The sequence below is a fragment of the Staphylococcus cornubiensis genome, from assembly GCF_900183575.1.
Taxonomy (GTDB): domain Bacteria; phylum Bacillota; class Bacilli; order Staphylococcales; family Staphylococcaceae; genus Staphylococcus; species Staphylococcus cornubiensis.
Genome location: NZ_FXUZ01000012.1, coordinates 26,407 through 50,745 on the forward strand (window position 1 = coordinate 26,407; position 24,339 = coordinate 50,745).

The following is a 24,339-nucleotide window of genomic DNA, read 5'->3' on the forward strand; positions in this document are numbered from 1 at the left end:
GATATGGGCAGACTGAAATGAAACGAGATAACGTTCTTCTAAAATAAAGGGGGATGTTATCTTTTTTATTTGGCAAGGTGTCAATCAAAGCTAAAGGTTGTTTCAAGTATTTAATCATATCATTGTGTATAAGGCTTTGATATAATAATTGAGGATATTAACGAAAAAGAGGTGTGAATTTGAAAACAGGTCGAATCATTAAATCAATCAGTGGTGTATATCGTGTTGATGTCGACGGTGAAATGTTTGATGCCAAACCCCGTGGACTCTTTAGAAAAAAACAAATTACGCCCATCGTTGGTGATATTGTGGATATGGATGTGGAAACGCACGCATCGGGGTATATTCAACATGTACATCAACGTCATAATGAATTAAAAAGGCCGCCAGTAAGCAATATTGATTTGCTTATTGTGGTGATGAGTGCGGTGTCTCCTGATTTTTCAACACAATTGTTAGATCGTTTTCTCGTGATTGGCCATTCGTACGGGTTGCAACCGAGTATACTCATTACGAAAAAAGACCTTGCTACTCAAGAAGAACAAGCAGCGATCGAAAAGGTTCTCAAATATTATGAAAAAATCGGCTATCAAACACAATTTATCGGTAAAGATGACGATGTGGACGAAGTCTTTCAACAATGGGCGCCAGGACTCGCTGTGTTGAGTGGTCAGTCTGGTGTAGGAAAATCAACATTGCTCAATCGTTATGCGCCGAGTCTTGAGTTAGAGACGAATGAAATTTCACAGTCACTCAACCGAGGTAAGCATACGACACGTCATGTTGAACTTTACCCGCGTGAAAATGGCCATATCGCAGACACACCTGGTTTTAGTGCTTTAGATTTTGATCATATTGAAAAAGAAGATTTACGAAACTATTTTATTGATATTGCCGAGTTAGGGGAGTACTGTAAATTTAGAGATTGTTATCATATCAATGAACCCCGTTGCCACGTCAAAGCAATGTTAGATGCAGGGGAGTTGCCCGCATTTCGTTATGAACATTACGTGCAACTTTATAATGAAATATCAAATCGAAAGGTAAGATACTAATGACAAAAGTTTTTCCTTCTTTATTATCAGCTGATTTTTTAAATTTAAAAGAAGAATTATCAAAATTAGAAGAAAGTGGTATTGATGCGTTACATTTTGATGTGATGGATGGGCAGTTTGTCCCTAACATTTCAATTGGTTTTCCAGTGCTCGAGGCGATTCGTGCGGCTACGGATTTACCCATTGATGCGCACTTGATGATTGAAACACCAAATGACTATGTAGAAGCTTTTGCGGAAAAAGGTGTGAACAAAATTTCAGTCCATTTAGAAGGCAATCCACATATTCATAGAGTGATTCAAAATATTAAAAAACATGGTGTTGAAGCGGGTGTTGTCATTAATCCGGGGACACCGGTACATGCATTAGACGCATTGATTGAAGATGTGGATTTCGTCTTAGTCATGTCTGTCAATCCAGGTTTTGGTGGGCAAGCATTTCTGCCAACTGCTGTCGATAAAATTAAACAATTAGATGAAATAAGAAAAAATCGTCAACTCGACTTTAAAATTGAAGTAGACGGTGGCATCAATGATCAAACAGCGAAACAAGTTGTAGATGCAGGTGCAGATTGGTTGGTCGCAGGGTCCTATTTCTTTGGTCAAGCAGACTATAAAGTAGCGAACCAACGTTTAAAAGGTGAATTATAATGGCCGATCAAACGGTGTGCTTGCTTTGTAGTGACCGTGAATTGCCAGAAGCATTGTTCGATACAAAGCGTCATCAAAAATGGGGTGGCGTAGATAGAGGTACGATGATTTTATTGCAACAAAAAATCACACCTATCTTTGCAGTGGGAGATTTTGATTCGATTTCAGAAAGTGAACGTGCATGGGTGCAAACACAGATGGATATTGAGCCTGTACCCGCTGAAAAAGCTGATACCGACTTAGCCCTTGCTGTGCGCACTGCAGTGGAACAAGGGTATCGTCACATTCAAATTTTTGGTGCAACAGGTGGTCGATTAGATCATTTTATGGGGGCTATGCAATTGCTGCAACATCCCGATTTTGAAGCGGTTCGTATACAACTGATTGATCGACAAAACGAAATCGAGTATTTAACTGAGGGACGACATGTATTACAAAATGATCCCACTTATCGATACGTTTCGTTTATGCAAGGCACTGATGAAGTGGTACTGTCGTTAAAAGGATTTAAATATGAGTTATGTGAGCAGCAGTTGAATCGAGGCGAAACATTAACCGTCTCAAACGAATTTGATGCGGAACAAGGTGAGGTTATCGTTCACCAAGGCGGCGTCTATCTCATGCGAAGTCGAGATAAGTAAGGACGATTAGTAGCTTTTAAAGTTTAGAAAACCAATGACATCAAAATTAATACCAATTTGATTGATGGATATTGAAATGATTAAGAGGTTGCCTTAACGGTAATCTCTTTTTTACTTTTCAACAGAGTGACAATGTTAATGCGTTATTTCAATGCAAAACATTTGTTGACAATTTTTATAGGAAAATGAATGATATGGTTATATAAGTGTCAGTTTTTAACCGTGATGAGACTAAATATAACATGTGGATTGTTTGATTAAAGAAAAGATAAAATGTTTAAAGTTTTCAATAAGAAAGTAGGAAATGAAATGCTCGAAGTCAATCAAATAACGAGTATTAAAGATATTGATTTTAATACTTTGAAACATAGTTACCATGCGTATTTAGAAAATGAATTGTATCAGGTTGATAGTAACGGTGTTGATATGAATACTGCTTACTTTCAAAGTGTATACAATAAAGCAATTGCGATTTTTGATGAGATTTTTGATTTGAAAGACCATATTAAGATGATTCATTCAATTTCTACTAATCTAGTCATGCCACGTCGTACGAGATTTTCTAAAAAATTTTTATCTAAAAAAGTTGTTTCTTCTTATAAATATGAACAAATTATTGGATATAATGATATTTTTGAGATAGCTAATGTGTTTACATATCAATGCAAAAAAGGGGATATCAAATATCAAAAACTGATTAAAGCAATATGTAACCAAGATTTCCCAAGTTTAATTCCTAATATGAATCAGGGAGAAACATATTCATCTATATATTTCATCAATGTTGATAAAGGAATACTCTTTCACTTATATGATGACCGAGGATTTATAGTTGCGTTTAGTCATACAGATGATTTTGAGGCATTTAAGCAAAATCATGATGAATTAGAATTTCAAGTATATACTGAAGATGAAATTTAATATGAAGTATAGTGTTTTAAAATAGTAATAATTTCGATTGTATGTTCTGATTTCAATTGTAGGATACAAATGAATAAAAACAAAAAAACAGATCTCCCACATAAAGATCTGTTTTTTATTTCAATATATGTTGTTAATTATACGCGAGTAACTTTACCTGATTTTAAAGCACGAGCTGAAACCCAAACTTTTTTAGGTTTACCATCAACTAGGATTCTAACTTTTTGTAAGTTAGCGTTCCAACGACGTTTAGTTGAGTTTAACGCGTGTGAACGTCTGTTACCTGTTGAGGCTTTACGTCCTGTTACGAAACATTCTTTACCCATCATCGTACCTCCTTTAAGAAATACAAATACACTTTTCTACTACATACTAAGGTAATATACCACATTAATGATTGACATGCAATAAAAAGTTAGGTTATATTTTCATAAATCACTTTTTGTGTTATGCACTTTCTGATATAATTTGAAACTGTGACTGACTGAAATATATGTGAAAAAGAAGTTATATATGATGCGTATCTTGGCAACAACTTGTCAGATATAGTAATATAATATTATTAGAAATCAGAGTATTTTATAAATTATTAGCAATAAATTATAACGAATATAAAGATAGATGATATAAAAGAGTGAATTTGTAAATAGGAGGCGAAAAGGATGGCTTTAGAAATTACAAATGATTACGGAAGTATCGATATCTCAAATGAAGTAATCGCGTCTATTGTAGGCGGTAAAGCTGTAGAATGTTATGGCATTGTGGGAATGGCTTCACGTCAACAAGTAAGAGACGGTATCGCTGAAATTCTGGGACATGAAAATTATGCGAAAGGGATTGTAGTGAGGGAAGATGATGGTGTGTTAGACGTAGATATGCATATTATTGTGAGTTATGGTGTGAAAATTTCAGAAGTCGCACAAAACGTGCAATCTACTGTGAAATATACTTTAGAAAATACATTAAAACTTAAAGTCAACTCTGTGAATATTTTTGTTCAGGGCGTGCGCTTTAATAATGACGGGAAAGACAAATAGGAGGATATTTGCATGATAACAAAGATCAACGGTAATCTATTTGCCGACATGATTATACAAGGGGCACAGAATTTATCAAATAATGCTGACATGGTGGATGCATTAAATGTTTACCCCGTACCTGATGGGGATACAGGTACGAACATGAATTTATCAATGACTTCTGGACGTGAAGAAGTACAGGCGCATTTGACTGCACATATTGGGGACTTAGGTAAGGCGTTTTCTAAAGGATTATTGATGGGCGCACGTGGGAATTCAGGTGTGATTCTTTCTCAAATTTTCCGTGGTTTTTCAAAAGCATTAGAAGATAAAGAAGAAATTGATGCGAAACAATTTGCTGAGAGTTTTGAAGCGGGCGTTAAAACTGCATATAAAGCTGTTATGAAACCGGTTGAAGGTACCATTTTGACAGTTGCAAAAGATGCAGGTGCAGCGGCAGTGAAGAAAGCAAAAGAAACAGACGATTGTTTAGAAGTGATGGCATATGTTTATGAAGAAGCGCAAAAGTCACTTGAAAACACACCTAATTTATTGCCAGTCCTTAAAGAAGTCGGCGTTGTGGATAGTGGTGGAAAAGGACTCACGCTCGTTTACGAAGGTTTTCTGAAAGCGATGAAAGGTGAAACAATCGTAGCAGAAGCACCGAAAGTCGATCGTGAAGCCTTCTTTAATGACGAACATGATTTCCATGGTGTGATTGACACAGATGATATCGTCTATGGTTACTGTACGGAAATGATGGTACGTTTCCAAGCAGATAAAGCGCCATTTAATGAAGCTGATTTTAGAAATGAAATGAGTCAATTTGGTGATTCATTATTAGTTATTAGTGATGATGAAATTGTAAAAGTTCACGTACATACTGAGACACCGGGTGAGGTATTTACATTCGGTCAAAAGTACGGCGAATTGATTAAAGTGAAAGCTGAAAACATGCGCGAACAACATCGTGAAGTTTTGCGTAAAGAAGCGGCACATCAATCTAAAACAACACCATCTACAGAATCATCAACAACAGAAACTGTAGAAACAGCAGTGATTACAATTTCAATGGGTGATGGGATTACAAAGCTCTTCAAATCGATGGGAGCAACACACGTCATTAGTGGTGGTCAAACGATGAACCCTTCAACTGAAGACATTGTCAAAGTGATCAACGACAGTGGTTGTAAGCGTGCCATTATTTTGCCGAACAACAAAAACATTCAAATGGCAAGTCAACAAGCTGCTGATATCGTTGATGCTGAAACAGTTATTATTCCAACACGTACTGTGCCACAAGGTATCGCAGCGATGTTCCACTATGATGAAAGTGCGGACTTAGCGACGAATGAAGAGGCGATGACTGCAGCAATCGATGACGTACAATCAGGTGCGATGACTTATGCAGTGAGAGATACAAAAATCGACGGCATTGAAATCGAAAAAGGTGCCTTCATGGGTCTTGTAGAAGATAAAATTATCGCAAGTGATCGTGATAAGAAAACCGTATTACAAGAGACTTTGAATCAAATGTTAAGTGAAGACAGTGAAATTTTAACGATTATTACAGGCGAAGAAGCAGATCGTGATTTAACTGAATGGATTGAAGCATTCGTAGGTGAACACTATGAAGATGTGGAAGTTGAAGTTCAAGACGGTCAACAGCCGATTTATCCGTATTTATTTGCGGTAGAATAGTTTAATGGATGAACCTAAAAGCATCAGACGACGTATCATCGTTGTTTGATGCTTTTTAGAGTGCTGTTGGTGTTTTCAACTTAAGGTGATTCATCTGAGATTGCTGTTAACAGATTGACGAACTTTACACTCGCGTTCCCAGGGGCTGCCCTTTCAACTAACCAACGCTTTGAGTTGATATCACATTTGTAGTAGCGTTGGTGGATTTTTCAGGGCAGCTTATCCCTCGGGAGTCTCGGTAAGTTCTTACAATCTGAGGTGAGGAGAACACACTGTTACAACGAACAAAGTTGAATAACAATTAAAAAAGGGTTACAACATGATTTTCTTTTTAGTGTAGGAAGTTCAGTTGGGATTGTTGAACGCTAATGCCTTAGGAGTCTTGCACGATTCCTGCAATCTGAGATGAGGAGAACACACTGTTACAATGAGCAAAGCAACCGTCATACTTAATAAAACTCAAACACAAATGTCGCCATGAAAATAGACGGGAAAGAAGTGCATTGAATTTCACTTTCAAATTCTAAGTGTTGTGGCTTTAATGTTGGGAGTCTTGGGAAGTTATTACTTTCTCAAATAGGCAAAATAGGCTGTTATAATGAGAAACTAACAATTCACATGAAGTTTTATGAAACATGATTGCCGTCTGAATTCGAGATTAGAAAAATGATGTATTCAATACTTCTTTCTATTGGTAAATGATGTTTTCTTAATTCTAGTAAATGGTATAGGTACCGTAGAAATAAATTTTTGAAGATGTGATGATAGAAAAAGTGATGTTTTCCATTTTTAATGCGTTTATTTTGATACAGAAGTGTGTTTTTGAGAAGTCTAGTCAGCCTTGCGGGGGCAGCACGACGAAATCTTTGTTACACATAAGGTTTCTGTACTACTCCCGAAAATCCAATTCGGTATCCACCTCATATACACCACAATCAAGCTGAATTGAGTTGAAGTGGCCGTCTTGGAACGCGAGGGTGGTAAAGCAATCAAAACAACTGAAATGTCAAAAGCACCGTATCTGATGTACTGAAATGTCAAAAATAGCGCCACATCTAAAATGTACCAAAAACAGATGTATCAAAAACACAAATGTACAAAACCGCCAAAGGTAAAAGAACACAATCAAACACAAAAATTTAAAATCAACAAAAATTACAATCTAAACAGAAGATTGATATAATAAAGAGACACATTTGATGGTCAAAAACGGGGGGAGCAAAAATGAAATATAAAAGCGTATTCGATATTATCGGACCGACAATGGTTGGACCGTCATCTTCACATACTGCAGGTGCTGTGAGAATCGGACTTGTCGCAAGAGATTTATTCGGAAAGCAACCGAAACGAGCAGACATTTATCTATACGGATCTTTTATGGAAACTTATAAAGGACACGGGACTGACGTCGCATTAGTAGGGGGTTTACTCGGCTATGATACGGATGATAGTCGCATTGAAACAAGCCTAGAAGCAGCAAAAGAAGCTGGCATGCGTGTCCATTTTATTGAAATGAGCGAGGAACGTTCACATCCAAATACTGCCATCATCGATATGACAGATGACGAGAAAAATATTTCTGTCGAAGGTGTATCGATTGGCGGCGGAAAAATAGAAATTGTTGCGATTAACGGCTTTCCATTAGCCATTAGTGGTAATTATCCAACGTTACTTGTTTTTCATCAAGATACTTTCGGAACAATCGGGAAAGTTGCGAATATTTTAGGTGATGACGGCATTAATGTTGGAAGTATGCAAGTGTCGCGAAAAGAAAAAGGGGATCAAGCATTAATGACTTGTGAACTGGACGATGAAGTAAACGACAAGATATTAGATTTAATTCGACAAGTACCAGGTGTCATAACAGTTTCGTTGATGGGGGATAATTAATGATGTCAGACGTTAAAATGTTTAAAAGTGTAAAAGAATTAATTGCGAGATGTGAAGCGGAGAATAAAGCGATTTATGAAGTGATGTTGGAGCAAGAAATGGCTGTGACGGGCATGACAGCTGAAGAAGTCTACACACATATGGATCACAATTTACAAACGATGGAAAATGCGCTAGATGAAGGATTGGCAGGTGTCACTTCTAAAACAGGCCTTACTGGTGGCGATGCGGTCTTAATGAAACAATATATTGAAAGTGGCCAGTCGTTAGCAGGTAATTTAGTGTTAGATGCAGTGAGTAAAGCGGTTGCGACGAATGAAGTGAATGCAGCGATGGGGAAAATTTGTGCGACACCTACAGCCGGTTCTGCTGGCGTTGTTCCCGGTGTTTTATTTTCGCTTAAAAATAGATTACAATTAAATCGTCAAGATATGTTGAACTTTTTACTGTCGTCAGGCGCTTTCGGTTTTGTTGTTGCAAATAATGCTTCAATTTCTGGCGCGGCAGGTGGTTGTCAGGCGGAAGTCGGTTCAGCGAGTGCAATGGCTGCAGCGGCGATTGTTGAAGCAGCAGGAGGGACACCGCAACAATCTGCAGAAGGTTTTGCGATTTGTCTTAAAAATATGTTAGGTCTCGTGTGTGATCCAGTAGCAGGCTTAGTTGAGGTGCCTTGTGTGAAACGAAATGCAGCAGGTGCATCTAACGCGATTGTGTCAGCGGATATGGCACTGGCAGGGATTACATCGCGTATTCCAACAGATGAAGTCATTGACGCCATGTATAAAATTGGTCAAACGATGCCATCTGCTTTACGTGAAACTGGTCGTGGTGGATTAGCAGGTACACCAACAGGTCAGCGATTAAAACAACAGATTTTTGGTGATTAATAATGACAAAATTAAACCTCATTGAAAATCCTTATGCGCTTAAGGACATCAAAGGGTTAGGCCCAAAACGGTTGGCGATTTTAAATGAAATGAATATTCATACCATTCAAGATTTGGTCCTTTATTTACCGACGCGTTATGAAGATAATACGTTGGTTGATTTGACGACGGCTGATGATGAATCCAATGTGACAGTTCGCGGGGAAGTATATTCGACCCCCACTGTCGCTTTTTTTGGAAGAAATCGTTCTAAATTGACGGTTCATTTAATGATTAATGGGATTGCGGTGAAAGCTGTCTTTTTCAATCAGCCATATTTGAAAAACAAAATTCAATTGCATGAAACGGTCGTGATTAAAGGGAAATGGTCTCGGCGTAAGCAAGAAATTAATGGTCAGAAAATGTTCTTTGATCCGTCGCAGTTGACTGATGCGCAGTTTACACCCGTTTATCGTGTGAAAGAAGGGTTAAAGCAAAAAACATTACGAGATATGATTCAGCAAACGTTGAATGACATTACAATACATGAATGGTTACCAGTATCGATACGTGAGCAATATAAGTTAGAAACGTTGCATGATACGCTCCATGCGCTACACGAAGCGAAAGATCAGCAATCCTTACTCCGCGCACGACGGACATTTGCATTTACCGAATTTTTTATGTTTGAACTTCGCATGCAGTGGTTGAATCGAATGGAGAAAATGTCAGAAGATGCGATAGAAGTACACTATGACATTCAGCAAGTTAAAGCGTTTATCGAGACGTTGCCTTTTGAATTAACAGAAGGCCAAAAACAAAGTGTAAATGAAATTTTTCGGGATTTGAAAGCCCCGATACGCATGCATCGTTTGTTACAAGGTGACGTGGGCTCCGGAAAAACTGTGGTTGCGGCCATTTGTATGTATGCGATGAAAACGGCGGGATACCAGTCTGCGTTAATGGTACCGACAGAGATTTTAGCGGAACAGCATGCGGAAAGTTTGGTCGAGTTGTTTGGACCGTTTATGAATGTCGCGCTGCTAACAGGCTCAGTAAAAGGGAAGAAGCGTCAGTTACTGCTTGAACAGCTCGCAAATGGAGAAATCGATTGTTTGATTGGTACACATGCGCTTATTCAAGATGATGTGACGTTTCATAATGTCGGGCTCGTGATTACAGACGAACAGCATCGTTTTGGTGTGCAACAACGTCAAAAATTGCGTGAAAAGGGTGCATTAACGAATGTGCTTTTTATGACAGCAACACCTATTCCGAGAACACTTGCGATTTCAGTATTTGGTGAGATGGATGTGTCGTCGATCAAAAGTTTGCCAAAAGGGCGTAAACCGATTGAAACGTACTGGGTGAAACATGAACAATACGCACAAGTCATAGGTCATATGGAGCGCGAATTGCAACAAGGGAGACAGGCTTATGTGATCTCCCCACTGATCGAAAGCTCGGAACATTTAGAAGACGTACAAAATGCGATTGAACTTTATGAAAATCTGCAAGCCGCGTTACCACAACGACGCATCGGTTTATTGCATGGGAAAATGAATGCGGATGAAAAAGATGACGTCATGCATCGATACAGCAATCATGAACTGGATGTCCTCGTCGCGACGACTGTTGTAGAAGTAGGGGTTAATGTGCCGAATGCGACGTTTATGATGATTTATGATGCGGATCGTTTCGGTTTGTCGACATTACATCAATTGCGTGGTCGTGTAGGGCGAAGTGACTTTCAAAGTTACTGTGTGCTCATTGCTTCTCCTAAAACGGAAACTGGGATTGAGCGCATGCAAATTATGACGCAAACAACGGATGGCTTTGAATTGAGTGAGAAAGACCTAGAAATGCGAGGACCTGGTGATTTCTTTGGTGTGAAACAAAGTGGTTTGCCTGACTTTTTAGTAGGAAACTTGGTCGAGGATTATCGCATGTTAGAAGTGGCTAGAGATGAAGCGGCGAAATTAATGCAATCAGGCGCATTTTTTACGGACGAATATGAACGATTGCGGACCTTTATAGAGGATAAAGTGTTGTACCAAAGCTTTGATTAATTTTGGAGGCAAAACTGCGACATAAAAACTTGAGTTATCTCAATTGTTATATTTTAATTAAATTCTTCTCATTGATAACCGTTTTGAATTTCGCAATTGCCATCATGGGCACACGTTCTTAGGACTTGCCTCAACTCAATTCGGCTTAATGATAGTCTTCATTTGATGGAAGCTGAATTGGATTTTGGGAGCAGTACAGAAATCTCATGTGGAACAAAGATGTCGTCGTACTGCTCCCGCAAGGCTGACTAGGGGATGGGATATAATCATTATTGGTGCTATGGATGCAGTATTTTGTTTAACTTGCCTTCCCTATGATTTGTGGCTTCTGATTGCCCTTATGGCTTCGCGTTCCCAGGGGACTTGCCTCAACTCAATTTGGCTTGATTGAAGTGTACACTGGATGGAAGCCAAATTGGATTTTCGGCTGCGTCTGATCCCTCGGGAGTCTCAGCCTTCTGGGCAATCTTACATCAAATGCAGTCACTTAGGGCAAGCTGATGAAATGGAGACACGCCCATAACATTCAATGATGACGTCCCATTCATCCTCATTTGTGGCTGTTTGATCATCATTAATCGCTATATGTCCATAAAAAGGATAAGGACTGGGAAAACTTAATGTCTCATCCCCAGACAGCTCCTGCGTTAAACAGTAACCTATATCAAAATTAAAAGACGACATTTTGTTTACAATATTATCCCTCAAGAATCTCGCCCATTTAAGCAATTGAATGTCAAAGACTGTCAATCAATGAGAGCAAACTTTTGAAATGAAGAAAACAGGAAGTTTCAAAAACTTTTATCCCCAGTCCATCTCAATTGGGTTTATCATTCAATATAAATTTTTCATTTCTCCGAGGCAAGAATTAAAAATAATGATGGTCTGTCCCTATGAAAAAGTCAGGTCAGCCATATATTAATGAGACATGAAATCATTTTGAACTGTGCACTAAACATGTTAAAATAAGATGGAGTCAATTAAGACTTGGTACTAAATTTGGGTGGCGATGATGTGAAAAAAACGAAAGATGAAAGACGTGCACTAATTGAAACTACCATCCAGCAAAATCCATTTATCACAGATCAAGCTTTGAGTGACATGTTTGAAGTGAGTATACAGACGATACGCCTTGATCGTAGTCAGTTGCAAATTCCTGAACTTCGAGAGCGCGTTAAAAATGTAGCGAAAGATCAATATCAAAACATTAGTGCCCTTGAAGATCAAGACATTATAGGAGATATCGTGTCTCTGGAGCCTAATTTAGCAGGAAAGTCGATTTTGACGATTTCGAAAAATGATGTATTTACGAGAAATGCGATTGCACGTGGACATGTGTTGTTTGCACAAGCGAATTCCTTATGTGTCGCTATTGTAAAACATGCATCAGTGTTGACGAAAGAAAGTCATATTCACTTTGTTAAACCCGTTCAATTAGGTGATGTCGTCGTTGCGCAGGCAGAAGTCCAATTTCATGATGATAAATATTATGAAATGAGTGTGACCTCATTCGTTGCGCAAGAAAAAGTCTTTGAAGGTCTATTTAAAATGTATTACATAAGCGAGGATGAATAAGATGGTAAAAATAGCTGTAGATATGATGGGTGGCGACGATGCCCCTCACATCGTACTTGAAGCCGTTGAAAAGGCAGTTCAAGATTTCGATGATTTGGAGATAATTCTATTCGGTGATGAAAAGCAATGTCATTTGAATCATCCTAGAGTTGAAATACGTCATACCACTGAAGCTATTTTAATGGAAGATGAGCCAGTGCGTGCCATCAAACGAAAAAAAGATAGCTCTATGGTCCGTATGGCGGAAGCAGTGAAAAATGGAGAAGCAGACGGATGTGTCTCAGCAGGTAACACGGGTGCACTCATGTCAGCAGGCTTATTTATTGTAGGACGTTTACAAGGTGTAGCACGACCTGCGCTAGTAGTCACTTTGCCAACAGTGAGTGGTAAAGGTGTCGTATTTTTAGATGTCGGTGCAAATGCAGATGCAAAAGCGGATCACTTGTATCAAAATGCGGTACTCGGTCACATTTATGCTGAAAAATTAAGAGGCGTTGCAAAGCCGAGAGTCGCGTTACTTAATATTGGGACAGAAGATAAAAAAGGAAACAGCTTAACGAAAGAAGCATTTCGCTTAATGTCTGAAACGGACCAATTCCATTTTGTCGGCAATATCGAAGCGAAATCGATTATGGAAGATGAAGCTGATGTCATTGTGACGGATGGTTTTACAGGTAATATCGTGTTGAAAAACTTGGAAGGTACTGCGAAATCATTTGGTAAAATTTTGAAAAATGATTTATTATCAAGCCTTAAAAATAAATTAGCAGCACTTGTTGTGAAAAACGACATTAAACGTATCGCGAAACAATTGGACTATTCCGAATATGGCGGTTCAGTGTTGTTAGGATTGGACGGTATCGTGGTCAAAGCACACGGCAGTTCAAATGCAAAAGCGTTTTATTCAGCGATTCGTCAAGCGAAAATAGCTGGTGAAACGAAAATTGTAGAAAATATGAGAGCAAAGGTAGGCGACACTGATGAGTAAAACTGTGTTGATGTTTCCTGGTCAAGGGGCACAAAAAGTTGGTATGGCACAAGATTTGTATCAACAAGATGAGGCAGCAACGAAAATTTTAGAGGCAGCTGCTGAACAAATGCCATTTAATATACTTGAGACGATGTTTGAAGACCCTAATCAAGTGTTAGGACAAACTGAAAATACACAACCTGCATTGTTAACACACAGCATGGCACTTTATGCTGCGATGGGTCAACCGACTGCGGATTATACGATTGGTCACAGTTTAGGTGAATATTCAAGCCTTGTGATGAATGGTGTTTTAAAGTTTGAAGATGCCGTACAAATCGTTCGTAAACGTGGCGAATTGATGGCGCAAGCATTTCCTAATGGTGTCGGTGGTATGGCTGCAGTGTTAGGTTTATCATTTGATGAAGTGAAAGCCATTTGTGATCAAATTTCAACAGAAGATGTAAAGGTAGAACCTGCCAATATTAATGCGCCAGGTCAAATTGTCGTGTCAGGACATAAAGCCGCTGTGGACCGTTTAGTGAGTGAAGGTAAATCACTTGGTGCGAAACGTGTCATGCCGTTAGACGTATCAGGACCGTTTCATTCGTCTATGATGCAAGTGATTGAAGACGAATTTAAAGCGTATATCGACCAATTTGAATGGCATGATGCGACAACGCCAGTCGTTCAAAATGTACATGCGCGACCTGAGACAGACGCAGAAACGATTAAACAGCATATGGTAAAACAACTCTATGCGCCGGTACAATTTATTGACACTGTTGAATGGTTGATTGAACAAGGTGCGGATCATTTCATTGAAGTCGGTCCAAACAAAGTCTTATCAGGTTTAGTTAAAAAAATAAATAGAGATGTTAAAATAACTTCGATTCAAACGCTCGAAGATGTAAAGGAATGGAAAGCAAATGAGTAAAGTTGCATTAGTGACAGGTGCTTCACGTGGTATTGGCCGTAGTATTGCATTACAACTTGCAGAAGAAGGATACAATGTTGTGGTCAACTACGCTGGTAATAAGGAAAAAGCAGAAGCAGTCGTGGAAGAAATTAAAAGTAAAGGTGTCGAAAGTGTTGCCATGCAAGCGAATGTCGCAAATGGTGACGAAGTAAAAGCAATGATTAAAGACATCGTTAAAACTTTCGGTTCACTTGACGTTCTTGTGAACAATGCAGGCATTACGCGAGACAATTTACTGATGAGAATGAAAGAACATGAGTGGGATGATGTCATTGACACAAACTTAAAAGGTGTCTTTAACTGTATTCAAAAAGTAACACCACAAATGTTAAAACAACGTGGTGGCCGTATTATCAACTTAACAAGTGTTGTCGGTGCAGTTGGGAACCCAGGTCAAATCAACTATGTCGCATCTAAAGCAGGTGTGATTGGCATGACCAAAACAGCAGCGCGTGAATTGGCATCTCGTAACATTACTGTCAATGCCGTTGCGCCGGGCTTTATCGTTTCAGACATGACAGATGCGCTTAACGATGATTTAAAAGAAACAATGAAAACACAAATTCCGTTAGGTCGTTTTGGTCAAGATACAGACATCGCGCACACTGTTGCATTTTTAGCTTCTGATAAAGCAGCGTATATTACAGGTCAAACGATTCATGTCAATGGCGGTATGCACATGGAGTAATCACCATCGGATAAAAATGGTGAAATCCTTGAATAACACTAAGAATTCAGTTCAATGCTTGTTTGAAGCGTGTTAAATATGACATGAACGGATTGAACTTCATTGAAATGGGTTGTATTTAAGCCGATAAAATGGCAAAATATAACAGTCGAGTATTTCAATTCGATAATAAAACGCGCAAAATGCGTTACATAAACATAGCAACATTTTATAAGGAGGTGAAACAACGTGGAAAACTTCGATAAAGTAAAAGACATCATCGTTGACCGTTTAGGCGTAGACGCTGACAAAGTCACTGCTGATGCATCTTTCAAAGACGATTTAGGCGCTGATTCACTTGATATCGCTGAGTTAGTAATGGAATTAGAAGATGAATTCGGTACAGAAATTCCAGATGAGGAAGCCGAAAAAATCAACACAGTGGGAGACGCTGTTAATTACATTAATACACTTGAAAAATAATTATCTTTGGAGCTGGGACATTAAGTTTCCTCAGCTCCTTTGCTATATTTTGTTGTGTATGCCAAGGGATGGGGATGAGGAATAAAAATTTTTGATGCTATTAATGCATTATTTTTGATAAACTTACCCTCCCTATGATTTGTGTTTTTTGATTGCCTTCAAGGATTTGCGTTCCAGGGCTGAACCATACAGTATGTGGCGTTTCAATGAATTGATAGGCTTCAGTTTTGATATCACGTATAATAGAGACAGGTATGGGTTTTGGATAAAGGAGTCTCACTTTTATTGAACACGATGACATTGTGATGTGCTCACTAAAAGTTTGAGAGCGTATTCAAAAGATAAAGTCGTTACGCACATGTCATCAAAAATTTTTGGTGAAAAAAGAGTGTGTATCTATGATGACGGATGCAATCAAGGAGTCCATACATTGAATTGTAAAGAAATAAAGGAGGAAATGATGGCATGACGAAAGTTCGAAAGGAAACGCTTGTCGCTGAATTTCAAGAGAATTTTGCCAAAAAAATGAAAGCATTGAATTTGACGTATGAAAATATGTCACTTTATCAACAAGCCTTTTCACATTCTAGTTTTATTAATGACTTTAATATGGACCGTACTGAACATAATGAACGGTTAGAATTTTTAGGAGATGCGGTACTCGAATTAACGGTTTCGCGCTACTTATTCGACACATTTCCACATTTGCCTGAAGGTGATTTGACTAAAATGCGTGCCAATATCGTTTGCGAACCGTCCCTTGTTATTTTCGCGAAACATATTGATTTAATGCCCCTGATTCTACTGGGTAAAGGCGAAGAAAAAACAGGTGGAAGAACACGTCCATCACTCGTTGCGGATGTTTTTGAAGCATTTGTAGGTGCATTGTATTTAGATCAAGGATTGGAAACAGTGTGGCATTTTGCAGAAACTGTCATTTTTCCACGAGTGAAGGACCGTCAACTGATTGGTGTCGTCGATTTTAAAACAAAATTTCAAGAATATGTCCACCAAAACTATTTGGGCTCAATCAAGTACAGAATCGCAAAAGAAGATGGACCGGCACATAATAAAACGTTCACTTCCGAAATTTTATTAAATGGGAAAGCTGTCTCTCAAGGTGAAGGACGCACTAAAAAAGAGTCTGAACAAAAAGCAGCCGAACAAGCATACTTATTGATGACACATAAGGAGTAGAATATGGTTTATTTAAAGTCAATTGATGCATACGGATTTAAGTCATTTGCAGAAGCCACTCAAATTCAATTTGACAAAGGTGTCACAGCCATCGTAGGTCCGAATGGTAGTGGTAAGAGTAATATTACCGACGCGATTAAATGGGTGTTAGGTGAACAATCTGCCCGTTCATTACGTGGGAGCAAAATGGAAGATATTATTTTTTCAGGCGCACAACATCGAAATGCTCAAAACTTTGCTGAAGTGCAGTTGAAGTTGGACAATAGTCGCGGTTTGCTGAATTTGAATGCGACAGATGTGACTGTCACAAGACGTCTTTATCGAAATGGTGATAGTGAGTTTTATGTGAATAATGAACGACGTCGTTTGAAAGACATTCACGAATTATTTTTAGATTCAGGATTAGGTAAAGAAGCGTTTAGTATTATTTCGCAAGGTCGTGTCGATGAAGTGCTCAACGCGAAACCGATAGACCGCCGCCAAATTATTGAAGAATCTGCAGGCGTGTTGAAATATAAAAAGCGTAAAGAAGCTTCATTGGAAAAGCTGTCTCACACTGAAGATAACTTAACGCGTGTTGAAGATATTTTGTATGATTTAGAAGGTCGTGTTGAACCGTTAAAAGAAGAAGCGGCGATTGCAAAAGAGTATTTGCAGTTGAGTGACATTTTAAAAGAAAGTGACATTCGTGTGACGGTGCATGATGTGCAATCATATCAAACGCAAATTGAACAGCACGATGCGGCATTAAATGAGTTAAAAAGTCAGCAAGCGGACACGCATCATAAAAAGTCACAAATTGCGCATACGATGCAAAAGGCGAAAGGTGAACGTTTTGAAGTCGACCAACAATTAGAAAAGGTCAATCAACAACTGATAGAAACGACAGAACAAGTAGAGAAGTTAATAGGTCAATATCAGTTGATTGAAGAACGTCAAAAGAACCAATCGCAATCTAATGCGCGTATTGAAGAAGAACAAGCTGCAATCCTAGAGCATCAGCAACAATTAAATCAAGATGTGGCAGAAACTGAAGCGACACTCCGTCAATTAAAAGAAAAACGTCAACAATTGAATCAAGACATTCAACAACTGGAAGGACAATTGTATCAGTCCGATGAAACAATGGAAGAAGATGTTGAACAATTAAAAGATGCGTATTATCAATTAATGACTGAACAAGCAGATATTAATAATGATATCCGTTTCTTGACGAAAACAATAGAAGAACATAAAGCAAAACAATTGCGAATCGATTCACGTTTGACTGAAGCATATGCACAGTTGAAAGACGCGCAACAACATATGCATGACATCGAACAACGTCAACAACAAAAGCAGCGACAAATGTCTAAAATTGAAAACGATTGTAAACAAATTGAAGCGTCATTGTCGAAAGCAAAAAGCGAACAGTCAGAAGCAGAATCTCAACTGTATCAAGCCTACCGATACAACGATAAGCTTAAAGCACGGATTGAAACGATGAAAATGCGTGAAGAAGATTTAAGTAGTTTTTATCAAGGCGTTAAAGCGGTATTAAAAGCAAAAGATCAGCAATTACAAGGCATTCACGGCGCGGTGGCACAACAAATCAATGTCCCTTCAAAGTATACGACAGCGATTGAAACGGCGCTCGGTGCGAGTATGCAACATGTCATCGTGTCTGACGAGCCAGCAGCCCGCCAAGCGATTCAATTTTTGAAAACGAAAAAATTAGGACGCGCGACATTTTTACCATTGAACGTCATTAAAGCGAAAACGTTAGATGCACGTGTTGTTCAGACAGCAAAACAAATGACAGGGTTTGTCACTGTCGCAAATGAAGCGGTACAAGTCGATGCAACATACAAAGCGATTGTCGACAATTTGTTAGGACGCACCCTCATTGTAGATGACTTAAAAAATGCGAATGAGATTGCTCGTGCGATTCAGTATCAGACGCGTATCGTGACATTAGAAGGTGACGTCGTGAATCCTGGTGGTTCGATGACGGGTGGCGGGACACAACAACGTCAAACGTTACTAGGGCAAAAAGATGAGCTCCAACAGTTGCAAGCGCAGTTAGAGACATATCTCGAAAAAACGAAGCAATTGGAAGCATTTTGTCAAAATCAAAAGTCACAACAAGATACATTGAGCGAACAATATGTGACTGCGCAACAAGATTACAACACTCACAAACAGGCTTTACATGATTTGTCATTAGAACATGATCGTTATCGTGAAATCGAACAACGGTTGAAAAACGAACATGAAGAGTTTGAGTTTGAAAAAAATGATGGTTACCAAAGTGATAAAAGTGAGGCTACATTGAAAGATAAACAAGCCCGTCAAGCTGAAATCGCGGAACAACTTGAACAAATGGACAAACAAATTAAAGCGATGACAGAACAACGAAAAGTGTCTCAAGCACAGTCATCACAGCTCCAACAACAGCTGCATCAGCACAAGTCTGATCTTGCGGTTGTCGTCGAACGCTACAAGACGCAACAACAACATTTGAAACGTTTAGAAAAAGAACAACAGCAAATTGATGCACAACAACAAAAATTGAAAGATCAATTAGCGATTATTAATTCAGATGAAGTGAATGATCGATCAACATTAGAAAATTTACAAGCAAAAATCACACAATATCAAGAAGCGAAAGAACGTCACCTTGCTGAACAGCAACAATTACGCCAACAACGCCAAGACATAGAAGATTTGATTGAATCGAATGAACAAGCGTTGGAATCGATACATCAAAAATTGCTAGAGATTGAAAACCAGTATCAAAATATTAAATCTGCACAGTCTCGTTTAGATGTCCTCATTGATCAAGCGCTCAAACATTTGGACGAAAAATACCATATGACCTTTGAACACGCCAAATCGTCTTATCCAATTGAAGACGCCAACATTGAAGCGTTACGTCAAAAAGTGAAGTTGACGCAAATGTCAATTGATGAGTTAGGTCACGTCAATTTGAATGCGATAGAGCAATATGAGGAAGTGTCTGCACGTTATACTTTCTTATCTGATCAACGTAATGATTTAAGAGAAGCGAAATCGACGTTAGAACAAATCATTCAAGAAATGGATGCAGAAGTTGCTGAACGATTTAGCACGACATTCCATGCCATTCAAGACCATTTTGCGAGTGTGTTCAAAAACTTATTCGGCGGTGGTCAAGCGGAACTCATATTGACGGAAAAAGACTACTTAACGGCAGGCGTCGATATTAAAGTCCAACCCCCAGGTAAAAAGTTACAACATCTGTCGCTATTAAGTGGGGGCGAACGTGCGTTAAGTGCGATTGCATTACTGTTTGCGATATTGAAGGTGAGATCTGCACCATTTGTCATATTGGATGAGGTAGAAGCGGCATTGGACGAAGCGAACGTCATTCGATATGCGACATACTTAAAAACATTGTCTAAAGATACGCAATTTATCGTCATTACCCACCGAAAAGGGACGATGGAAATGTGTGATTGTCTCTATGGGGTCACAATGCAAGAAATGGGCGTGTCGCGTCTCGTCAGCGTGAATTTAAATACGATAGATGAAGTATTGAAGGAGGAACAAGTGTAAAATGAGCTTTTTTAAACGATTAAAGGATAAATTTGCGAAACCTGATAAAGAACAACAACTTGAACAAGATTTACAACAAGATGCCGTTGAACAACAGGAGCCTGAATTAGCACAACAAACAGCGCCGGGAGAAACGGTACATCAAGACAACGATCTGACATCTGTAGAAGACGAATTTGATGACGGCTTAATGTCGATTGAAGAATTTGAAGAGCTCGAATCACAAAAAATCGGTGCGAAATTCCGTGAAGGTCTTGAAAAATCACGTGAAAACTTCCAAAATCAATTAAACAATTTGTTAGCCCATTACCGTAAAGTCGATGAAGATTTCTTTGAAGCATTAGAGGAAATGTTAATCCAAGCCGACGTCGGTTTCAACACAGTGATGGAACTTGTGGATGAATTACGTATGGAAGCGAAACGTCGCAATATTACTGAAACAGAAGATTTACGTGAAGCGATTGTTGAAAAAATTGTAGAAATTTATCAACAAGATGATGATAAATCAGAAGAAATGAATATTGAAGATGGCCGCTTGAATGTCATTTTAATGGTTGGCGTGAACGGTGTCGGTAAAACGACGACAATCGGTAAACTCGCACACCGTTACCAAGCACAAGGTAAAAAAGTGATGTTAGCAGCAGGAGACACATTCCGTGCAGGGGCTATCGAACAACTTGAAGTATGGGGACAACGTGTCGGTGTCGATGTCATTCGCCAAGGTGAAGGTTCTGACCCAGCTGCTGTCATGTATGATGCGATTAATGCTGCGAAAAATAAAGGCGTTGACATTTTAATTTGTGATACAGCAGGTCGACTACAAAACAAACAAAACTTAATGAACGAACTTGAAAAAGTGAAACGTGTTATTAGTCGTTCAGTTCCGGATGCACCTCATGAAGTGTTACTCGCACTCGACGCAACGACAGGACAAAATGCGTTGGCACAAGCGAAAGCATTTAAAGAAGTGGCAGACGTGACAGGTATCGTCTTAACAAAACTTGATGGAACAGCTAAAGGCGGTATCGTCCTTGCGATCCGAAACGAATTGCACATTCCAGTGAAATACGTTGGCTTAGGTGAAAAATTGGATGATTTACAACCGTTCAATGCAGAAAGTTATGTTTACGGCTTATTTGCAGATATGATTGAACAAAATGTACCAGAAGCAGAGGAAAATCAACCTGAAAATGAGGGATAGACGATGCATCATGACGATGATTTAATCAAAACGGTCCGTATGAATTATCTCTTTGACTTTTATCAGTCATTACTCACCGAAAAGCAACGCAACTATTTACGTCTTTTTTACTTAGAAGACTATGCGCTCAGTGAAATTGCAGAGACATTTGAAGTGAGTCGTCAAGCGGTGTATGATAACATAAGAAGAACTGGCGATTTAGTAGAAGATTATGAACAAAAACTCGGACTCTATCGCCGATTTACACGTAGACAAGAGATTTTTCAACAAATACGAGACCATATTCATGAACCAGAACACATTCAAAAATATATCCAAGAACTTGAAGAACTAGAATAAGGAGGGTCACTTTATGGCTTTTGAAGGATTATCCGATCGACTGCAGGCAACGATGCAGAAAATAAAAGGTAAAGGTAAAGTGACTGAAGCTGATATCAAAGCAATGATGCGTGAAGTACGTCTTGCTTTACTCGAAGCGGACGTTAACTTTAAAGTCGTTAAAAACTTTGTCAAAACAGTTTCAGAACGTGCATTAGGTTCTGATGTGATGAAGTCATTGACACCTGGACAACAAGTCATCAAAATCGTACAAGAAGAATTGACAACATTAATGGGTGGCGACAACACGTCGATTACAATGTCTAAAAAACCACCAACAGTTGTCATGATGGTCGGCTTACAAGGTGCTGGTAAAACGACAACAGCAGGGAAACTCGCTTTATTAATGCGTAAAAAATATAACAAAAAGCCGTTACTTGTCGCTGGAGATATCTACCGACCTGCTGCGATTAAACAACTGCAAACGGTAGGGAAACAAATCGACATTCCTGTATATAGTGAAGGCGATCAAGTCCCACCTCAACAAATCGTACAAAATGCGTTACAACACGCAAAAGCGGAACATTTAGACTTTGTCATTATCGATACAGCCGGTCGTTTACACATTGATGAAGCATTAATGAACGAATTACAAGAAGTCAAAGAAATTTCTAAACCTAATGAAATTATGCTCGTTGTCGATGCGATGACAGGTCAAGATGCGGTTAACGTCGCAGAATCATTTGACCAACAGCTCGATGTAACTGGCGTCACATTGACGAAATTAGATGGTGATACACGTGGGGGTGCTGCACTTTCTATCCGCGCAGTCACTGACAAACCGATTAAATTTATCGGGATGAGCGAGAAGTTAGATGGTTTAGAGTTATTCCATCCTGAACGTATGGCGTCACGTATTTTAGGTATGGGCGACGTGTTAAGTCTGATTGAAAAAGCACAACAAGATGTCGATGAAGAAAAAGCAAGAGATTTAGAGAAAAAAATGCGTACGTCTTCATTTACATTAGAAGACTTTTTAGAACAACTGGATCAAGTGAAAAACCTAGGGCCACTGGATGACATTATGAAAATGATTCCAGGTATGAATAAGATGAAAGGCTTGGATAAACTGAATATGAGCGAAAAACAAATCGATCATATTAAGGCGATTATTCAGTCCATGACACCAGATGAACGTGAAAATCCAGACAAATTGAATGTTTCAAGAAAGCGTCGTATTGCTGCAGGTTCAGGGCGAACATTGCAAGAAGTGAACCGTTTGTTGAAGCAGTTTAACGACATGAAGAAGATGATGAAGCAGTTTACTGGTGGCGGTAAAGGTAAAAAAGGCAAGCAAGCGCAATTGCAAAATATGTTAAAAGGTATGAATTTGCCATTTTAATTTCATGATAGAAACATCGAGGTGTGTGAAGCATCTCGGTGTTTTTTTGCGGTTATTTTGGGTTTTTTGATATTTCGGTAACATTGATTTTAGTGGTAATCTTTTAGATTGTGAACCTATAGGCTCGCGTTCCTAGGGGACTTGCCTCAACTAAATTCGGCTTGCTTGAGGTGTATACTGGAATGAAGCCGAATTGGATTTTCGGCTGCGTCTAATCCCTCAGGAGTCTCGCCTAGGTTCACAATCTGGGGTGTGGTCGTCGAAATGAAAAAATAGAAGACCGAGATGCTTTGTGTATTTCCAGAATTGAGTTAATTGAGGATACAGAAGAAGAGTCAACATATCCAGGAGTGCAATTAATCTGATTGAATGAAGTAAAGCTAAACAATTTACAGTAAAGTTTCAATTTGACGTATTGACTGAAAGAGGATATTCTATTATTCAATTTCACAAAAATACTGCTGAAAGTAAGGAGATGATGAAAGTTGCAAAATTTATTGACGATAAATGTAGAGAAAAACAAGAACTTTCAGAGTCTGGATCAGCATAAAAAATCAAATTTTTGAAAAAGATTAATAGATATAAAAAGAATGATTTTATACAATATTCAAATTTTTATGAAATTGATTTATCTACTAACGAGTTTTATACTATAATGCTAGATTTAGAAGAGAATCATTTAGTTGCAAAGATATTTGAAGTATATTCCCCATATACTCATAATAGCACGGGGTATACCCTTGATGAAATTGATTTAAAGGATGAAATTTACTGTGAAGAAACTGATGAAGCATTTACAGTTAGTCCTGATAATATCAAAGTTAAGTTTAAGGTGATAGTATGATTAAAGAAGAGAATGCATCTATACCAAGAATGCGGTACCAGTAGAAATAGAATTTTACTATATGACGTATTGTGAGATCGTTCCATATTGTTGAAAAAAAAGAAAATTGAAGCATCACCAAGATTCTTAAATAATAATCTTGATACTATTCTTTATTACTTGGAGTGCACTATTTTCATATTAGAACCAAAAGGAATACTTGCTCATTTATTTTTAGGTGGTTTTATGGAACGATTTGGTAATAATACGGTGAAATAATTTGATAACGAAGATTGAAAAGAGTGTTTATATCGTTTCATACTAATGATAAATATT

Annotated in this window: 21 protein-coding genes; 20 read left to right on the forward strand and 1 reads right to left on the reverse strand. The window is 38.5% G+C overall.

Translation table 11 applies throughout. The annotated features are described in order from the left end of the window. Positions 1 to 179: 179 nt before the first annotated feature. The 4 genes from rsgA to CCE82_RS10090 all read left to right on the forward strand — a co-directional run bounded on the left by rsgA (position 180) and on the right by CCE82_RS10090 (position 3,267). Positions 180 to 1,055 (forward strand): ribosome small subunit-dependent GTPase A, encoded by an 876-nt coding sequence (gene rsgA, locus CCE82_RS10075; protein WP_086429260.1) that lies wholly within the window; start codon positions 180 to 182, stop codon positions 1,053 to 1,055. After that, a complete protein-coding gene (rpe, locus tag CCE82_RS10080; RefSeq protein ID WP_086429261.1) occupies positions 1,055 to 1,705 on the forward strand; it encodes a ribulose-phosphate 3-epimerase in 651 nt (216 codons plus the stop codon). The genes rsgA and rpe overlap by 1 nt, the downstream gene beginning before the upstream one ends. Beyond that, complete coding sequence (locus tag CCE82_RS10085; RefSeq protein ID WP_086429262.1) at positions 1,705 to 2,346, forward strand: thiamine diphosphokinase; 642 nt, start codon at positions 1,705 to 1,707, stop codon at positions 2,344 to 2,346. Before rpe ends, CCE82_RS10085 begins: the two co-directional genes overlap by 1 nt. 309 nt (positions 2,347 to 2,655) lie before the next feature. Beyond that, positions 2,656 to 3,267 (forward strand): DUF3885 domain-containing protein, encoded by a 612-nt coding sequence (locus CCE82_RS10090; protein WP_086429263.1) that lies wholly within the window; start codon positions 2,656 to 2,658, stop codon positions 3,265 to 3,267. Positions 3,268 to 3,404: 137 nt separating this feature from the next. On the opposite strand, the gene rpmB is transcribed toward CCE82_RS10090, so the two are convergent. Then, positions 3,405 to 3,593: a 50S ribosomal protein L28 gene (rpmB, locus tag CCE82_RS10095; protein ID WP_086429264.1), complete on the reverse strand. Its 189-nt coding sequence runs from the start codon at positions 3,591 to 3,593 to the stop codon at positions 3,405 to 3,407. Positions 3,594 to 3,929: 336 nt separating this feature from the next. On the opposite strand from rpmB, the gene CCE82_RS10100 reads away from it, so the two are divergent. The 16 genes from CCE82_RS10100 (at position 3,930) to CCE82_RS10175 (ending at position 24,024) form a co-directional block, all read left to right on the forward strand. Beyond that, the gene (locus CCE82_RS10100) at positions 3,930 to 4,304 is read left to right on the forward strand and encodes an Asp23/Gls24 family envelope stress response protein (protein WP_086429265.1); all 375 of its coding nucleotides are present in this window, start codon (positions 3,930 to 3,932) and stop codon (positions 4,302 to 4,304) included. 12 nt (positions 4,305 to 4,316) lie between these two features. Further along, a complete protein-coding gene (gene fakA, locus CCE82_RS10105; protein ID WP_086429266.1) occupies positions 4,317 to 5,987 on the forward strand; it encodes a fatty acid kinase catalytic subunit FakA in 1,671 nt (556 codons plus the stop codon). A 1,224-nt stretch (positions 5,988 to 7,211) separates the two neighbouring features. Beyond that, entirely contained in the window at positions 7,212 to 7,877 is a 666-nt protein-coding gene (sdaAB, locus tag CCE82_RS10110) for an L-serine ammonia-lyase, iron-sulfur-dependent subunit beta (RefSeq protein ID WP_086429267.1), read from the forward strand. A 17-nt stretch (positions 7,878 to 7,894) separates the two neighbouring features. Beyond that, a complete protein-coding gene (sdaAA, locus tag CCE82_RS10115) occupies positions 7,895 to 8,764 on the forward strand; it encodes an L-serine ammonia-lyase, iron-sulfur-dependent, subunit alpha (protein ID WP_086429284.1) in 870 nt (289 codons plus the stop codon). A gap of 2 nt (positions 8,765 to 8,766) precedes the next feature. Next, on the forward strand, positions 8,767 to 10,812 hold the full coding sequence (gene recG / locus CCE82_RS10120; protein WP_086429268.1) for an ATP-dependent DNA helicase RecG: 2,046 nt from the start codon (positions 8,767 to 8,769) through the stop codon (positions 10,810 to 10,812). A gap of 1,014 nt (positions 10,813 to 11,826) precedes the next feature. Then, on the forward strand, positions 11,827 to 12,387 hold the full coding sequence (gene fapR / locus CCE82_RS10125) for a transcription factor FapR (protein WP_206184389.1): 561 nt from the start codon (positions 11,827 to 11,829) through the stop codon (positions 12,385 to 12,387). Between the two features lies 1 nt (position 12,388). Further along, entirely contained in the window at positions 12,389 to 13,375 is a 987-nt protein-coding gene (gene plsX / locus CCE82_RS10130) for a phosphate acyltransferase PlsX (protein ID WP_086429270.1), read from the forward strand. Continuing rightward, a complete protein-coding gene (gene fabD, locus CCE82_RS10135) occupies positions 13,368 to 14,294 on the forward strand; it encodes an ACP S-malonyltransferase (protein WP_086429271.1) in 927 nt (308 codons plus the stop codon). Before plsX ends, fabD begins: the two co-directional genes overlap by 8 nt. Beyond that, on the forward strand, positions 14,287 to 15,024 hold the full coding sequence (gene fabG / locus CCE82_RS10140) for a 3-oxoacyl-[acyl-carrier-protein] reductase (protein ID WP_086429272.1): 738 nt from the start codon (positions 14,287 to 14,289) through the stop codon (positions 15,022 to 15,024). The genes fabD and fabG overlap by 8 nt, the downstream gene beginning before the upstream one ends. Positions 15,025 to 15,252: 228 nt before the next feature. Continuing rightward, positions 15,253 to 15,486 carry an acyl carrier protein gene (locus tag CCE82_RS10145; RefSeq protein WP_019168922.1) on the forward strand — a complete coding sequence of 78 codons (234 nt, stop codon included), beginning with the start codon at positions 15,253 to 15,255 and terminating at the stop codon, positions 15,484 to 15,486. A gap of 465 nt (positions 15,487 to 15,951) precedes the next feature. Continuing rightward, entirely contained in the window at positions 15,952 to 16,683 is a 732-nt protein-coding gene (rnc, locus tag CCE82_RS10150) for a ribonuclease III (RefSeq protein ID WP_086429273.1), read from the forward strand. Between the two features lie 3 nt (positions 16,684 to 16,686). After that, the gene (gene smc / locus CCE82_RS10155) at positions 16,687 to 20,259 is read left to right on the forward strand and encodes a chromosome segregation protein SMC (protein ID WP_086429274.1); all 3,573 of its coding nucleotides are present in this window, start codon (positions 16,687 to 16,689) and stop codon (positions 20,257 to 20,259) included. Between the two features lies 1 nt (position 20,260). Then, on the forward strand, positions 20,261 to 21,460 hold the full coding sequence (gene ftsY, locus CCE82_RS10160; RefSeq protein ID WP_086429275.1) for a signal recognition particle-docking protein FtsY: 1,200 nt from the start codon (positions 20,261 to 20,263) through the stop codon (positions 21,458 to 21,460). Between the two features lie 3 nt (positions 21,461 to 21,463). Continuing rightward, the gene (locus tag CCE82_RS10165) at positions 21,464 to 21,799 is read left to right on the forward strand and encodes a putative DNA-binding protein (protein WP_086429276.1); all 336 of its coding nucleotides are present in this window, start codon (positions 21,464 to 21,466) and stop codon (positions 21,797 to 21,799) included. A gap of 13 nt (positions 21,800 to 21,812) precedes the next feature. Next, positions 21,813 to 23,180, forward strand: coding sequence for a signal recognition particle protein (gene ffh / locus CCE82_RS10170; RefSeq protein WP_086429277.1), 1,368 nt, complete (start codon positions 21,813 to 21,815; stop codon positions 23,178 to 23,180). A 655-nt stretch (positions 23,181 to 23,835) separates the two neighbouring features. Continuing rightward, complete coding sequence (locus CCE82_RS10175; RefSeq protein ID WP_086429278.1) at positions 23,836 to 24,024, forward strand: hypothetical protein; 189 nt, start codon at positions 23,836 to 23,838, stop codon at positions 24,022 to 24,024. Positions 24,025 to 24,339 lie beyond the last annotated feature (315 nt).